The 14,418-nt window shown below is 65.1% G+C and carries 13 protein-coding genes; 3 read left to right on the top strand and 10 right to left on the bottom strand.

Annotated elements, in window-relative coordinates:
- Positions 1-3 precede the first annotated feature (3 nt).
- Genes ACFSX5_RS11395 through ACFSX5_RS11385 form a run of 3 tightly spaced genes read left to right on the top strand, consistent with a single transcriptional unit; the run spans position 4 to position 3,747 of the window.
- The gene (locus ACFSX5_RS11395) at positions 4-1,227 is read left to right on the top strand and encodes a cell surface protein (protein WP_386833556.1); all 1,224 of its coding nucleotides are present in this window, start codon (positions 4-6) and stop codon (positions 1,225-1,227) included.
- A gap of 32 nt (positions 1,228-1,259) precedes the next feature.
- Entirely contained in the window at positions 1,260-2,198 is a 939-nt protein-coding gene (locus ACFSX5_RS11390; RefSeq protein ID WP_386833555.1) for a DUF6384 family protein, read from the top strand.
- Between the two features lie 4 nt (positions 2,199-2,202).
- Positions 2,203-3,747: a hypothetical protein gene (locus ACFSX5_RS11385; RefSeq protein ID WP_386833554.1), complete on the top strand. Its 1,545-nt coding sequence runs from the start codon at positions 2,203-2,205 to the stop codon at positions 3,745-3,747.
- Here the strand turns inward: ACFSX5_RS11385 and ACFSX5_RS11380 are convergent.
- The 10 genes from ACFSX5_RS11380 to ACFSX5_RS11335 all read right to left on the bottom strand — a co-directional run bounded on the left by ACFSX5_RS11380 (position 3,744) and on the right by ACFSX5_RS11335 (position 14,312).
- Positions 3,744-4,142, bottom strand: a complete 399-nt coding sequence (locus ACFSX5_RS11380) for a VOC family protein (RefSeq protein WP_386833552.1) — start codon at positions 4,140-4,142, stop codon at positions 3,744-3,746. The two genes, ACFSX5_RS11385 and ACFSX5_RS11380, sit on opposite strands and share 4 nt — an antisense overlap.
- Positions 4,143-4,319: 177 nt before the next feature.
- Positions 4,320-5,078 carry an iron ABC transporter ATP-binding protein gene (locus tag ACFSX5_RS11375; RefSeq protein ID WP_386833551.1) on the bottom strand — a complete coding sequence of 253 codons (759 nt, stop codon included), beginning with the start codon at positions 5,076-5,078 and terminating at the stop codon, positions 4,320-4,322.
- The gene (locus ACFSX5_RS11370) at positions 5,075-6,076 is read right to left on the bottom strand and encodes an iron chelate uptake ABC transporter family permease subunit (RefSeq protein WP_386833550.1); all 1,002 of its coding nucleotides are present in this window, start codon (positions 6,074-6,076) and stop codon (positions 5,075-5,077) included. The genes ACFSX5_RS11375 and ACFSX5_RS11370 overlap by 4 nt, the downstream gene beginning before the upstream one ends.
- A complete protein-coding gene (locus ACFSX5_RS11365) occupies positions 6,073-7,035 on the bottom strand; it encodes an ABC transporter permease (protein ID WP_386833549.1) in 963 nt (320 codons plus the stop codon). Before ACFSX5_RS11365 ends, ACFSX5_RS11370 begins: the two co-directional genes overlap by 4 nt.
- Before the next feature lie 79 nt (positions 7,036-7,114).
- Positions 7,115-8,023 carry a siderophore ABC transporter substrate-binding protein gene (locus tag ACFSX5_RS11360; protein ID WP_386833548.1) on the bottom strand — a complete coding sequence of 303 codons (909 nt, stop codon included), beginning with the start codon at positions 8,021-8,023 and terminating at the stop codon, positions 7,115-7,117.
- Positions 8,024-8,185: 162 nt separating this feature from the next.
- The gene (locus ACFSX5_RS11355; protein WP_386833547.1) at positions 8,186-8,671 is read right to left on the bottom strand and encodes a copper chaperone PCu(A)C; all 486 of its coding nucleotides are present in this window, start codon (positions 8,669-8,671) and stop codon (positions 8,186-8,188) included.
- A gap of 9 nt (positions 8,672-8,680) precedes the next feature.
- Positions 8,681-9,592 (bottom strand): LysR family transcriptional regulator, encoded by a 912-nt coding sequence (locus ACFSX5_RS11350; protein WP_386833546.1) that lies wholly within the window; start codon positions 9,590-9,592, stop codon positions 8,681-8,683.
- A gap of 26 nt (positions 9,593-9,618) precedes the next feature.
- Positions 9,619-10,362: a TSUP family transporter gene (locus tag ACFSX5_RS11345; protein WP_386833544.1), complete on the bottom strand. Its 744-nt coding sequence runs from the start codon at positions 10,360-10,362 to the stop codon at positions 9,619-9,621.
- Positions 10,363-10,563: 201 nt separating this feature from the next.
- Entirely contained in the window at positions 10,564-12,459 is a 1,896-nt protein-coding gene (locus ACFSX5_RS11340) for an ABC transporter ATP-binding protein (RefSeq protein ID WP_386833543.1), read from the bottom strand.
- Positions 12,456-14,312, bottom strand: a complete 1,857-nt coding sequence (locus ACFSX5_RS11335) for an ABC transporter ATP-binding protein (RefSeq protein WP_386833542.1) — start codon at positions 14,310-14,312, stop codon at positions 12,456-12,458. Before ACFSX5_RS11335 ends, ACFSX5_RS11340 begins: the two co-directional genes overlap by 4 nt.
- Positions 14,313-14,418: the final 106 nt, after the last annotated feature.

Genomic DNA, 14,418 nt, shown 5'->3' with positions numbered 1-14,418 from the left:
GAGATGGCCAACGAAACGACCACGGCACCTGCCACGACGACGGCGACGAGCCTGCAGGCGGCAACGCCGCTGCAGTATCTCGACAAGGCCGTAAACGCCATCCGCGATCTCGGCATCTGGCCCGAGCAGCAGGGCGAACAGCCGATCACGGGGCTGCTCAGCCAGATCACCGAACTCGACGAGACCCGCGTGGTGCTGATCGGGCGCACGCTGTCGCAGGCCAGCGCCTTCAACGAAGTTGTGCGCGAGCAGGTCGCGGCGATGAAGATCGCCGAGCGCTACGAGGACATCACCAAGGGGTTCGACTCCATCCGCGACGACGCCAAGGGGATGGTGGACCAGCTCAGCGACAACAAGATCGACCTGTTCGAGCGCGCCTCCAATGTGTGGATGAAGGTGAGCCGCGGCGACATCGCCACCCGGTTCAACAAGATCCGCGACACCTATCTCTCGGTCACCGCGGACACCAAGGACCAGATCGATCGCGAGCACACCATTCTTGAGGCGTATCGCGACTTCCGCGGGGCGCTGAAGCAAGCCGAGGTGATGGCGCTCGAAGTGCTGGAGACCGCCGAGAAGCGGCTCGAGGAGAAGCGCGTCATCCTCCAGCAGGCTTCGGATGCGGTCGCCAACTACAGCGGCACGGTGCCGGCGGACCGGGCGCGGCTCGAACTCGACCGCGACGAGAAGCTCAGGGACATGCAGAACGAGGAGAAGCGCTACCAGATCGCCAAGGACCTCTCGGACAACCTGACCATCTCCTACAACACCTCGGAAGTGGTGATGGCGCGGCTGATGCAGACCACCAATGCCAAGGAGCGGGTGTATCAGCAGTCGATCTCGTTCTTTTCCACCAATGAGACGGTGCTGACGGCGCTCTCGGCCTCGTTCACCGGCATGTTCGGCCTACATGAATCGACCGAGACGCTGAACGCGATGAAGGAAGGCATGTCGAAGTCGCTCGAGACGCTGAGCGAGATCGGCGACCGGGTCACCGAGGAAGCGGTGCGGGCCGGCTATGGACCGACGGTGCGGGCGGATGCGGTCAAGAAGCTGGTGGATTCGGTGGTGAACTTCCAGGAGAAGAGCCGCACCATCATCAACGAGATGCGGGTGGCTTCCACCAAGAACTCGGCGGAAATCCGGGATGCGGTGGAAGACGGCAAGCGCCGGCTGGCGACATTGGCCTCGGAAGGCAATGCGCTGCTGCTCGAAAGCCGCAGCTGAGGCCAACGGCAGAGCCAAGGTAACCGCCCCGCATGAGTGACGTGACCGCCAAACCCGTAGCGCCCCTGGACGAGGTGATGCTCGCCATGGACGTGGTCGACACGCTGCGCCACCGGCAGGACCTGGTGGCGCGCGAGCTCGACTCTGTGGGCAAGGAGCAGCAGCTCATCGCGCGGCTGCGGGAAATCTACCACCAGCAAGGGATCGAGGTCCCCGACCACATCCTGCGCGAGGGGGTGGCGGCAATCGCGGACAGCCGGTTTGCCTACACGCCGCCCGCGCCGGGGTTCGGGACCACGCTGGCGCGGCTGTATGTGGGGCGCAAGCGCTGGGGAAAGCCGGTGCTGGTGGCCGCCACCGTGCTGCTGGTGGCCATGATCGGCTGGTTCGGCGTGTGGCAGCCCTACCAGGGCAACGTTGCTGAGCAGGCGCGGATCGAGCTCGCCGAGGGGCTGCCGGCGCAGATGGATGCGATCTACCAGAGCATCTACGAGGAGACCAAGGTGCAGTCGGCGGTGGTTCAGGCCGAGGACCTGCGCCAGCGCGGCAAGGCCTTTGCCGCTGAGGGCAATCGCGAGGGCGCCGAGGAGATGGTGGCCCGGCTCGAAGCGCTGCGCGACCAGTTGCGGCAGGAATATACGCTGAGGATCGTCAACCGCTCGGGGGTGCAGTCGGGGTTCTGGAGCTTTCCCGAGATCAACACCGAGGCGACCAACTATTATGTGGTGGTGGAGGCGGTCGGCGCGGACGGCAACGTGCTGGAGCTGCCGATCCTCAACGAGGAGACGAACCAGATCGAGACGGTGAGCATGTGGGGCGTGCGGGTGCCGGAGAGCGTCTACGACGCGGTCGCGGCCGACAAGCGCGACGACGGCATCATCCAGGGCGGGGAGATCGGGCGGAAGTCCTATGGCTTCCTCGATGTCGAGTACAACATCCAGGTGCTCGGCGGGGCAGTGACGCAGTGGTAGAACAATGAGTATCCGCGGACCCGAAGCCCTGGCCAGCCTCGAAGAGGCCATGCGCGACATCAGGCGCGAGGAGGACGAGATCTCCCGGCGTCTGGCGCGTTCGGCCGACCGGATCACCAAGATCCGCGAGACCGAGGCGGAGTTGTTCCGGCAGCTCGCGCAATTGCGGCTCGACCCCGCCGTTCAAAGCGAACTCGACGGCACGATTACGGGCGCCGAAGCACGGGCGCGCGAGCAGCTCAAGGCGCATGCGAAGGCGCTGAGTGCGGCAGAGGGAGCGCTGGCCGAAACAGACGCGACATTGGCGCGGCTGACGGGCGAGCGCGCGGAGGCGCTGCGAGACTATGAGCGGCACCAGAGTGAGTTGAAGGCACTGGCCGGACGGCTCGGGGCGAGCATTGCCAAGGACCCGGTGTTCGCGGCCAAACAGGCAGAACTCGCGGAACTCACCAGTGTGGCCGACCAGGCCATGCGCAAGACGCAGCAGGCCGAACAGGACCGGGAGGCCAAGGGCAAGCCGTACCGCGACGATCCGCTGTTCATGTATCTGTGGGAGGCGGGCTACGGCACCCCCAACTATCGCGCCGGCAATCTGGTGCGGTATTTCGACGGAATGGTCGCCAACCTCGTCGGCTACCACAAGGCCCGTCCCAACTTTGCGGTGCTGAACGAGATTCCCCTCAGGCTGCGCGAGCATGCCGAGCGGCAGGCGGAACTGGCGCAGAAGGGGCAAGAGGAACTCGACCAACTCGAAACGGCGGCGATCGACGCGGCCGGGGGCAAGGCGATCCGCGAAGCAATGGAGACATCGCAGGCGCGGATCGATGCGCTGGACGCCCAGATCGTCGATGCCGAGGACGCCCGCGACGAGGCAGCAAAGGCATTGAGCGAGTTGGCCGAGGGTCGCGACCCCGCCTTCAGCGGCGCCTTGGGTGAACTCGCGGCGGCGCTCGGACGCGAGGACATCCAGACGCTGCTGGCGGATGCCCGGCGGACCCGCACGGGTCAGGACGACACCATCGTGGCGCAGATCGACGATGCGCGTTCGCGCATCCGGGCCGAGGAAGAAGAAACAAGCGACCAGCGCGAGCGGCTCAAGGTGCTGGCGGCGCGCCGACGCGAGCTGGAAGACATTCAGTGGGAGTTCAAGAAGCAGCGTTTCGATGATCCGCGCTCGACCTTCCGCGAGGACCGGCTGGTCGGCGACCTGCTCAACGACTTCCTGCGCGGCGGCATCTCGGCTGCGGCCTACTGGGACCAGTGGCGGCGTTCGCAGAACTGGAGCGCCGGTACGAACGACTGGGGCGGCGGCATTGGCCTGCCGGACAATGGCCGGCAGCGCAGCAGCAATCCCTGGATCGATGCCGGCTTCAGTTGGCCGGATTCGAGCTTCGGTGGCGGTTCATCGGGCCGGAGCCGTCCCCGCAGCGGCGGCTTCGGCGGTGGCTGGGGCGGCGGCAGCTCGTCGGGCGGCGGGTTCTCGCGCCCGCGCAGCGGCTCGAAGGGCACGCGCAAGCACTCCGGCTTCAAGACCGGCGGCGGCTTCTAGTTGGTCGTCGGCTGGGCCATCAGTTCCCAGACATTGCCCTCGGTGTCGGCAAAGTAGGCGGAGTAACCCCACTCCGACTGGGTGCCGGGGGTGATGACCGAGCCGCCACCGGCGAGAACGCGATCAAGAATATCGTCGACGGCCTCAGGGCTCTCGGCCTGGTGGCTGAGCACGAAGCCAGGCGTGCCGGCCACGGCGGTTTCGAGGCCCGCGGTCTGGGCGATTTGCTCGCGCGGGAAAAGGACGAAGCTGAACTTGTCATCGAAGAAGAAGGCGACGTGGTCCTCCCCTGCCCCGATGCTTTCGTCGGGGAGTTCGAACAGGGCGCGGTAGAACACGAAGGCGCGTTCGAGGTCATCGACGCCGATGGTGATGATGGAGATGGACGGCTTCATGGGCTCTCCTCCGGAGGCAGGAAGGATAGCTACGAGGGGTGATTTGGTACAGCCTTTGAACCCGCGGAAACCTTACCCTGAGCCTGCCGAAGGACGAGGTCGGGGACGCGGAGGCATCGGGGCCGCGACCTCGTGGTTCGACGGGCTCACCATGAGGTCTACGCGAGCGCGGCTGGATCAGCCGTAGTAGACGCTTATCAGTTGGCCGCCAATTTCGTGAACCTTGATGTCCATCTCGTAGATGGGGCCGAGCACTTCGGGGCGGATCATCTCCTTGACCGGGCCCTGGGCGGCGACCTTGCCGTGCTTCATGGCGACGATGGTGTCGGCGTACCAGGAGGCGAAGTTGATGTCGTGCAGCACCAGCACCACGGTCTTGCCGAGGTCGTCGGCTGCCCGGCGCAACAGCTTCATCATGCCCATGGCATGCTTCATGTCGAGATTGTTGAGCGGCTCATCGAGCAGGACGTAGTCGGTGTCCTGGCAGAGCACCATGGCGACGAAGGCGCGCTGGCGCTGGCCGCCGGAGAGTTCGTCGAGGAAGCGGTCAGCCAGCTCGTCGAGGGCGAGATAGCTGATCGCCTCGTTGATGTGCCGCTGGTCGTTGGCGGTGGGGCGCCCCTTGGAGTGGGGATAGCGGCCGAAGCTGACGAGGTCGCGCACGGTAAGGCGCGCGGTCATGTGATTGTCTTGCCTCAGGATCGACAGGCGGCGGGCGAGAACGTCGCTGGGGGTCTTGGTAATATCGAGCCCATCCACGGTGACGCTGCCGCGGTCCATGCCCATGAGGCGGCTGATCATGGAGAGCAGGGTCGACTTGCCGGCACCGTTTGGGCCGATGATGGCGGTGATGCCGCAGGCCGGCAGGGTCAGGGAGACACCATCGACGACACAACTGTTGCCGTAGTTCTTGGTGACTTCGCTGGTGACGATCATCGCGCCATTCTCCGCAATACGAGCATGATGAAGACGATGCCGCCGAGGAACTCGATGATGATCGAGAGGGCGGTGTCGAACTCAAAGACGCGCTCGAGGATAGTCTGTCCGCCCACCAGGCAGATGATGGCGAGCAGTGCCGCTGCCGGTAGCACGTATTTGTGCCGGCTGGTGCCCACAAGCGAGTGAGCAAGGCTGGCGACCAGCAGCCCGAAGAAGGTCACCGGCCCCACCAGCGCAGCCGAAATCGCCACCAGCACCGAGATCATCATCAGCATGGAGGTGATGCTGCGGCGGTAGTTCACCCCGAGGTTGATGGCGTTGGCGCGACCGAGATTGAGCACGTCGAACACCGGCAGCATGCGCACGATGAACACCGAGACGATCCCGGTGATCACATAGGCAAACAGCATGTGCTGGGTATCGATGCGCGAGAAGCTGGCAAAGAACGTGTCCTGCAGCACGTTGAAGGCGTTGGGATCCATGATGCGCTGCATGAACAGGATCAGGCTGCGGAACATGATGCCGAACACGATCCCGACCAGCACCAGCAAATGGAGGCTTCGCTCCTGCCAGACGAAGAGCCAACTGAAGAGCAGGCTCGCAAAGCCGACCATGACCACCACTTCGAGGGTGAAGTGAACGGTGGGATCGAGGCTGACCAGCGAGCCGATGCCGAAAAAGAAGACCAATGAAGTCTGCAGCAGTACGTAGAGCTGGTCGAAGCCCATGATCGAGGGCGTGAGGATGCGGTTGTTGGTGGCGGTCTGGAACATCACCGTGGAGACGGCGACGGAATAGGCCACCAGGATGAGGCCGAGGAGCTTGCGGCCCCGGAAGGGGATGACGAAGCTCCAACTGCCCTTGGCACCGATGGTCATGAAGCAGACTACCGACACGACCGCCAGGGCGCTCAGGATCAGCAGGACGAGCGCCGGACGGGACAGCTTGAAACGGGGAGCGACGACTTGGGTGTCATCGGACGCAATCGTGGTCATGCCGCCTCCCGCTTCTGACGGAGGAGCAGCCAGAGGAAGACGAAGCTGCCGATGACGCCAACGACCACCCCGATTGGAATCTCATAGGGCGCCCGCACGATGCGGCCGAGGATATCGCAGGCCAGCACGAAGGCGGCACCCGAAACGGCCACCCAGGGAACGGTGCGGCGCATGTTGTCGCCCACCAGAAGGCTCACGACGTTGGGCACGACGAGGCCGAGGAACGGGATGATCCCGACCGAGACCAGCACCACGGCGCTGGAGACGGCGACGATGATCAGCCCCAGGGTCAGCACCTGGTTGTACCCAAGCCCGAGATTGGTGGTGAAGTCCTCGCCCATGCCGGCAACAGTGAAGCGGTCGGCGGCCCAATAGGCAAGCACGGTGCAGCCGAGGCCGATCCAGAGGAGCTCGTAGCGGCCGCGCAGGACGCCGGAGAAGTCGCCGAGTTCCCAGGCGAGCATGGAGGGCAGGAGCCCAAAGCGATAGGCCGCGAAGGTGGTGACCGCGCCAATGATGCCCGACAGCATGATGCCGACCAGCGGCACTAACAGGACTTCGCGCGGCGGGATGGTGCGGATGATGCGCAGGAACAGGAAGGTGCCGGCGAGCGCGAAAGCGGCCGCGACGAGCATCTTGCCCATGATCGGCCAGCCGGGGGCGAGCATGGTCACCACGAGGAAGCCGAACAGGGCGGACTCGGTGGTGCCGACGGTGCCGGGTTCGACGAAGCGGTTGCGGACCACGATCTGCATGACGAGGCCGGCAATGGCCATGGAGGCGCCGGCAAGGATCAGCGAGAGCGTGCGCGGGATGCGGCTGATCAGCAGCACCTGCATCTGCCGGTCTTCCGGACCCGAAGCGAGCAGACCGGAGAGGGAGATATCAGTGACGCCGACGAACAGGCTGGCGAAGCCCAGAACGATGGTTGCGACGATAGCAATCAGGAGAAGTCGCACGAAGGCAGTCTCGCCAGTTGGAATGGCAAGAACCCGGCAGGATTTCCGCCGGGCTCAAACCTCAGGAAATGTCAGTCTCTCAGGCGTTGAGGCCTTCGAGAACCTGATCGAGCAACAGCATCAGGCCTTCATAACCATGCATGGTGATGTAGGCGGCCTGCGGATCGAGATAGACGATCTGGCCTTCCTGAGCGGCAGTGGTCTGGTTGACCAGTTCGTTGTCGAGCAAGGCGGCCGCAGCACCGGTGTTCTCGCCGACGCCGGCGTCGCGATCGACGACGAACAGCCAATCGGGGTTCACTTCGAGGATGAACTCGAAGGAGACGGTGTCACCGCCGTGGTCGCCATCTTCGACTTCGGCCATGGCGGAAGGCATGCCGATCTCGTTGTAGATCCAGGCAACGCGGGAATCCGGACCGTAGACGCCGACATTGCCGGCATTGGTGACCAGCACGAGAGCGGTGCCCTTGCCTTCAGCGGCGGCCTGCACTTCGGCGATCTTGGCATCGAGGTTGGCGATGAGTTCAGCGGCAGCATCCTGCTTGCCGAAGATCTCGCCGAGCTTGGTGATGTTGCCCTTGACGCCTTCAACGAGGGCGCCGTTGTCGATCGACAGGTCGACGGTGGGCAGGATGTCCTTGGCGGTGTCGTAAGCGGCGCGCGAACGGGCAGCGACGATGTAGAGATCGGACTCGGAGGCTGCGATGGCCTCGAAATCGGGCTCCTGCAGCGAGCCGATCTTCAGCGCGTCAGCCGGGATGGAGTCGGCGAGGTAGGACGGGGCGTTCGAGGAGGGAACGCCAGCGACGGTCACGCCGAGGGCGTTGAGGTTGTCGAACGCGGCCCAGTCGGACACCAGCACCTTCGCCGGCACGCCGGTGATCACCGTTTCACCCTGAGCGTGGGTGACGGTCTGTTCCTGAGCAAAGGCGGCGGGGCTGAGGGCGAGGCCGGCCAGCAGGGCGGCAGTCAGGGCGAAATGCTTCACGGGAGCTCCCAAACGAAGGTGTTGACGCTGGCGCCGCCTAAAACTGACGTCGCCGGTCAGGTTCATAATAGGCTCGGGGCGCAGCGTCAAAGGCCAAGTTGACACATCCGCTCGTATTTTTGTCGAGATGGACGTTTTGTCGTGCCGACAGAGGTTTGCCGCTCAGTGGTGGCTGTGGTGACCTTCGGCAGCGGCCGCAGAGACGCCGCCGACGGCGAGGTCCACATCGACAGCGCCCGCCTTTTCGAAGGTCAGAGTGACGGTGATGGTCTCACCTTCGATGAACGGAGATGAAAGCCCCATGAACATGACGTGCAGGCCACCTGGCTCGAGAGTGACCGTCTCGCCAGCGGGAATAACGATGCCATCGGTCATGGGACGCATCTTCATGACGTCGCCTTCCATGGCCATCTCGTGGAGCTCCACCTTGGCGACGGCCGCGGAGGCGGCGGAGACCAGGCGATCATCCTCGGTGCCGGTGTTGGTGATGCTCATGAAGCCGCCGCCGGCCGGTGCGTTGGGCAGGCTGGCGCGGGTGAAGGGGGCGGAGATCTCGATATCTCCCACGCGGATCGGCTCGTGCTGGGCGGCAGCGGGGGCGATCAGCAGGAGAGTGGCGGTGGCGAGGGCGGAGAGGGTGCGGAGCATGGCGGAGCCTCAGATGGAGGGGGCGTAGGTGTCGCTGCAGAGGGCGAGGAAGCTCTTCATGGCAGCGGATAAGGGGCTGGATTTGCGGCGGGCGACAAGGAGTTGGCGTTGAGCCCAGGGGTCGGCGACGGGCGCGCAGACGAGGTCGGTACCGGCGAGAAGGTGGAGGCTGGTGGAGCGCAGGAAGCCGATACCGAAGCCGGCTTCGACCATGCGCACCAGTGCCGGAAAGCTCTCTACCCGCAGTGTTTCGGACAGCGTTTTGTTACCCTCACGAGCGGCATCGGCAAGCAATCTGTCAAGAGAACCGGTGTGATGGATACCAACAAGGGGATGATCGACAAGTTCGGCAAAGGCGATGGGCGTCCGCGGGTCGAGACGGGGCGCCAGAGGGTGATCGGGCGGGGCCAGCACCCACACCCGCTCGTCCTCGAAGGCTTTGATCTCGAAGCGGGTGAAATCGTAGTGGTCGGAGACGATGGCGAGGTCGGCCCTGCCCTCTTCCAGCGCCAGCAGGGCGCGGGCGGCGCCCATTTCCTGAATGTCGATGCGAATGCCGGGATGGCGATCGGCGTAGCGGGCGAGCAGTTCGGGAAGACGGCCGGTGAGGGCTGAACTGGTGCAAGCGAGGCGGAGCGCGCCGCGCTGGCCGGTGCCGTAATCGGCCATCACCGCATCGAGATCGGCAATGGCGCGCAACACGGCGCGGCAACCTTCGGCATAGGCCTCGCCGGCACTGGTGAGGCGCACGCCCTGAGCGGAGCGATCGAACAGGACGACGCCGAGCCGGGCCTCGAGATCGGAGACGCGACGGCTGACGGCGGAGGAAGCTATGCCCTCCCGCTCGGCGGCGCGGCCGATGGAGCCGGTTTCGGCCAGAAGCAGGATGAGGCGGGCGGTGACGCTGTCGAATGGTGCCATTGGGTCTCTCGCCGGCACCATAGCGATCAGACGGCGCCGAGCAAGGACAAGCCGCGGATGAGATAGAAAATGCCGATGGCAGTGACGATCAGCCGCGTCCAGCGGCGGAAATTGGCATCGGTCAGGCGCTGCAGAATCCAGTGGCCGAAGCTGGTGCCGCCGATGGCGAAGGGGGCGGCGAGGAGGATGCCGGTCCATTCGATGGGTGTCAGGACCATGGTGGCATTCCAGTAGAACACCACCTTCACCGCATGGGAGAGCACCTGCGTTGCCGCCTTGGTGGCGATGATGGTGCGCCGGTCCATGGGGGTGCGGATGAAGAAGATGTCGATGGTGGGCCCGGACACGCCGACGGCGAGATTGAGGCCGCCGCCGACAAGGCCGCAGATCACCGCCTGGTGCGGGCGGCTGGCGTCTAGGCTGAGCCAGCGCTGCGGAATCCAGACCAGGATCGGCATCAGCCCGATGGCGATGCAGACGGTGGCCAGGTCGGGCGTGTAGCGCAGGATGGCGAGAATGATGGCGGCGGCGGCGAGGCCGAGGACGATGAAGCCGAGACTCCGCCAGTCGATCCAGGCGCGGGAGAACCAGGCGCGCGAGCCGTTGGCGATGATCTGCACCATGCCCTGGACCGCTATGGCGGTGCCGACCGGCAGGAGCGCCAGAAGGATGCCGAGCAGGATCAGCCCGCCGGCCATGCCGAAGATGCCGGAGATGGTGGAGGTGACGAAGACGGCCGCGACGAGAGCGGCACCGATCCAGATGCTCATGGCGCCGTCATGCGCCGGCCATGGAAGCGGCGCCATGCGGATTTCGGCATGAGGGGGTGCTCGTTTCCCAATCGAAGGAGGGGGTGAACGTTAGTGTGCCTTAGACCTCATGGTGAGCTTGTCGAACCACGAGGTCGGCAACACCGCGGCCGCGACCTCGTCCTTCGACGGGCTCAGGATGAGGTCTACGTGGCGTCAGGTTCAGGTCGAGGCGGCCCTGGCATTTGCCTCAGCCACCAGTTCGTCGGGGATGTCGTCGAAGCTGGCGTAGTTCATGTTGTAGAGGCGAGCGTAGAGGCCGCCCTGCTCCATGAGTTGATCGTGGTTGCCCTCTTCGATCTTTTCGCCGTTCTGCAGCACGATGATGCGGTCGGCGCCGCGGATGGTGGCGAGGCGGTGGGCGATGACGAGGCCGGTGCGGCCTTCGAGCAGGCGCTCCAGCGCCTTCTGGATCTGCCGTTCGGTGTAGGAGTCGATGGAGGCGGTGGCCTCGTCGAGCACCAGGATCTTGGCGTCGGCGACAAGGGCGCGGGCGAAGCTGATCAACTGGCGCTGGCCGAGGGAGATGTTGCCGCCGCGCTGCTCGAGCACGCTGTCATAGCCGTCGGGCAAGCGGCTGATGAAATCGTGGGCGCCCACGGTTTTGGCGGCCTCGATGACCTCCTCGCGGGTGGCATCGGCCTTGTTGTATCGGATGTTCTCGAGCACGGTGCCGGTGAACAGGAAGGGCTCCTGCAGCACCATGGCCACCTGCCGGCCAAGGGAATCCTGCGTCACGTCACGCACATCGTGCCCGCCAACGAGGACCGCGCCGGACTGCACTTCGTAGAAGCGGTGCACGAGAGCCATGGCGCTGGTCTTGCCGGAGCCGGTAGGGCCGACCAGGGCGACGGTCTCGCCGGGGTTGACGCGGAAGCTGACATTGCGGAGCACCGGCCGGTCGGGGGCATAGCCGAAGACCACGTCGCGGAACTCGACCGAGCCGTCCATGTCGCCGGTGAGTTCGACCGCGCCCGGCTTGTCGGCGATGGCAACGGGCAGATCCAGCACTTCGATGATGCGGCGGCCGGAGGTCATGGCGCGCTGCATGATCGAATACTGCATGGTGAGCGAGCGGATCGGATCGAAGAAGCGCTGGATGTAGAACAGGAAGGCGACGATGACGCCGACCTGCAGCGAACCGTTGAGCACCAGCGACCCACCGACCACCACGACGGTCGCCATGGCGATGCCGGTGAGAGTGTCGACGATCGGCACCATGACCTGAGCGAAGCGGGAGCCGGTGAGCTGGTTTTCGAGATTGTGGTAGGCGCGGTCGTCGAAGAGGTCGAAATTGACCTTCTGCCGGTCCAGATTCTGGATGGTGCGAACGCCGTTGATGCCCTCGGCCATGGCGCCGGCGGTGAGCGAGTTGGTCTCGTGCGCGGCCCAGAAGGCGCGCTTGGCCGGCGGTAGCCAGAAGATGCGGACAAGGAACAGCACCGGCATGGTGGCGAGGGTCAACAGACCCAACTGCCAGTCGAGCCCGAGCAGCACGACGATGATGCCGCCGAGCAGGACGATGTCGCCGACCGAGATCACCGAGGTTTCGAGGAATTCCTGCATGGAATTGACGTCACCCTGGAGGCGGCTCATCAGGCGGCCGACCTCGGTCTTGTCCATGAAGGAGAGCGAGACGCGCTGAAGGCGGTCGAACATGGCGCGGCGCATGTCGAACAGCACGTGCTCGGCGACTTCGCCGACCTGCTTTTCCTGCACGAAGGAGGCGCCGAAATTGACCAGCACGACGATGGCGAAAAGGCCGACGGCCCGCATCAGCAGCGAGGCGTCGCCACCAGCGACCAGCGCCGAGTCGATGGCATTGCCGATGATCAGAGGGATCGCGAGCTGGGTGCCGGTGAAGAGGATCACCGCGGCGACGGACAGATAGATCTTGTGACGGTAGGGGTGAACGAAGGCCCAGATGCGGCGCACGGTGCGCGGATCGTAGGCCTTGCCGAAGACCTCTTCCTCGATGCGGTGCGAGCCGACACTGGCACGCGGCGGGCGGCGGCCGTGATGGATCGGCTCGTCCTCGTCCTGCTCGATGGCACTCATTGCGCGGCGCTCCCGATGTCGAAGTCCTCGGTCGGGCGGGTCTGCAGGTCGTAGAGGGCGCGATAGCGGCCGCCGAGCTCGAGCAGTTCGGCATGGGTGCCGCGCTCGGCGATCTTGCCGTCGGCGAGGAACAGGATGGTGTCGGCGTGCATGAGGGAGCTCAGCCGGTGCGAGATGATAAGGGTGACCCGATCCTCGGCATAGCGGCGGATGGCGGTGCGGATGCGATGTTCGGTGCCGGCATCGATGGCGGCGGTTGAATCGTCGAAGACCATCACGGCGGGGCGCAGCACGAGGCTGCGGGCGATGGAGAGGCGCTGGCGCTGCCCGCCGGAGAGGGAGACGCCGCGCTCGCCGACCACGGTGCCGTAACTGGCCGGCAGGCCCATGATGTAGTTGTGGAGCTGGGCGCTCTCGGCGGCCTTCTCGATCTTGGTCTCGCGCGCCCACGGATTGCCGTAGGCGATGTTGTTTTCGATGGTGGTGGTGAAGAGGAACGTATCCTGCTGCACCACGGCGACGCTGCGGCGGAGCGACTGGAGGGTCACGTCGCGAACGTCCTGCCCGTCGATGGTGATGCGGCCACCGGTGACGTCATAGAAGCGCGGAATGAGGTGGGCGAGCGTCGACTTGCCGCTGCCCGGGGCGCCGACGATGCCGATGGTCTGGCCGGGATGGGCCTCGAAGCTGACGCCATCGAGCGTGGCGTGGGTGGCGCCGGCATAGGTGAAATGCACGTCCTCGAAGCGCAGCACGCCCTTGGTGATCTTCAGCGGCTGGGCGCCGGGGCGGCTGTCGATTTCGACCGGCTCGTCGAGGAAGCCGAAGAGGCGCGAGCCGCAGGTGGAGGCGCGGGCAAAGGAGTTCACCATCAGGCCGAGCTGGCGCACGGGCATCTGCAGGATGGTCATGAAGGTGAGGAAGGAGGCGAGCGTGCCCACGCTCATCTCGCCGGCAATGACCTTGTTGCCGCCCACCCAGAGCACGAGGCCCATGGCGACAAAGAAGCTGAAGGTCATCATCGAGGTGTTGCGGACCCGGATGCCGACGCGCTGGTGCGACAGTCGCAGCGCCTCGAGCGACGCGGACTCGAACTTGGCCATCTCGTGATCCTTGGCCGCGAAGGCGCGGACCACGCGGATGCCGCCGAGGTTTTCTTCCATGACACGGGAGAGGGCCGACAGCTTCTCCTGCAGGACGAGCCAGGTGGCACGCAGGCGCAACTGAGCGACGGAGGAGCGCCAGGCGACGAAGGGGGCGAAGCTGAGGGCCAGAAGGCCGAGCACGACGTCGGTCGAGATCAAGAGCCAGGCGCCCACGCCGAGCAGCACCGTGAGCAGGATGACGCGGATGAAGCCGGTCGAGAAGAAGATGCGTACGCCATCGAGATCGAGCAGGCCGACGGTGATCAGGTCACCGGAATGGACCTTGTCGTGGTAGGAATAGGAGAGCCGCTGGACCTTGTCGTAGAAGGCAAGGCGCAGCTCGTAGCCGACATGATGGGCGACGGATTCGCCGAAATAGTTCTGCAGCAGCGTGAACAGGCCGCGGGCGATGGACACCACCAGGATGGTGACGGCGCTCCAGATCAGCGCCTGTTCACCACCCTCTCCTGCCACGGTCAGGATGTTCTGGGCCTGATCGATGGCCTGGCCGAGCAGGCGCGGGATGCTGAGCTGGAGAATGGCGGCGATGATCGTCGCGCCGACAGCGATGGCGACCTGAAACGGATGGCGCAGCGACAGCAGGGTGATGCGCAGCAGCGGGCTCTGGCCCTTGCCCGCATGGGCGGCGGCGACATGGGCAGACGCGTTGCCGCGCGAGCGGGCGCGGCCCGCCTTGAGACTAATCAAGGGAATGATCCAGACGTGCGTGAGGCCCGAAGGGGAGGCGGGAGGAACCGTCGCCAGCATCGGGCGAAAAATCTCAGCTGTCATACAACTGTGATTTGAACTTCCA

Source organism: Devosia albogilva (genome assembly GCF_042685625.1).
Taxonomy (GTDB): domain Bacteria; phylum Pseudomonadota; class Alphaproteobacteria; order Rhizobiales; family Devosiaceae; genus Devosia; species Devosia albogilva.
This window is presented reverse-complemented; position numbering and strand designations above follow the sequence as displayed.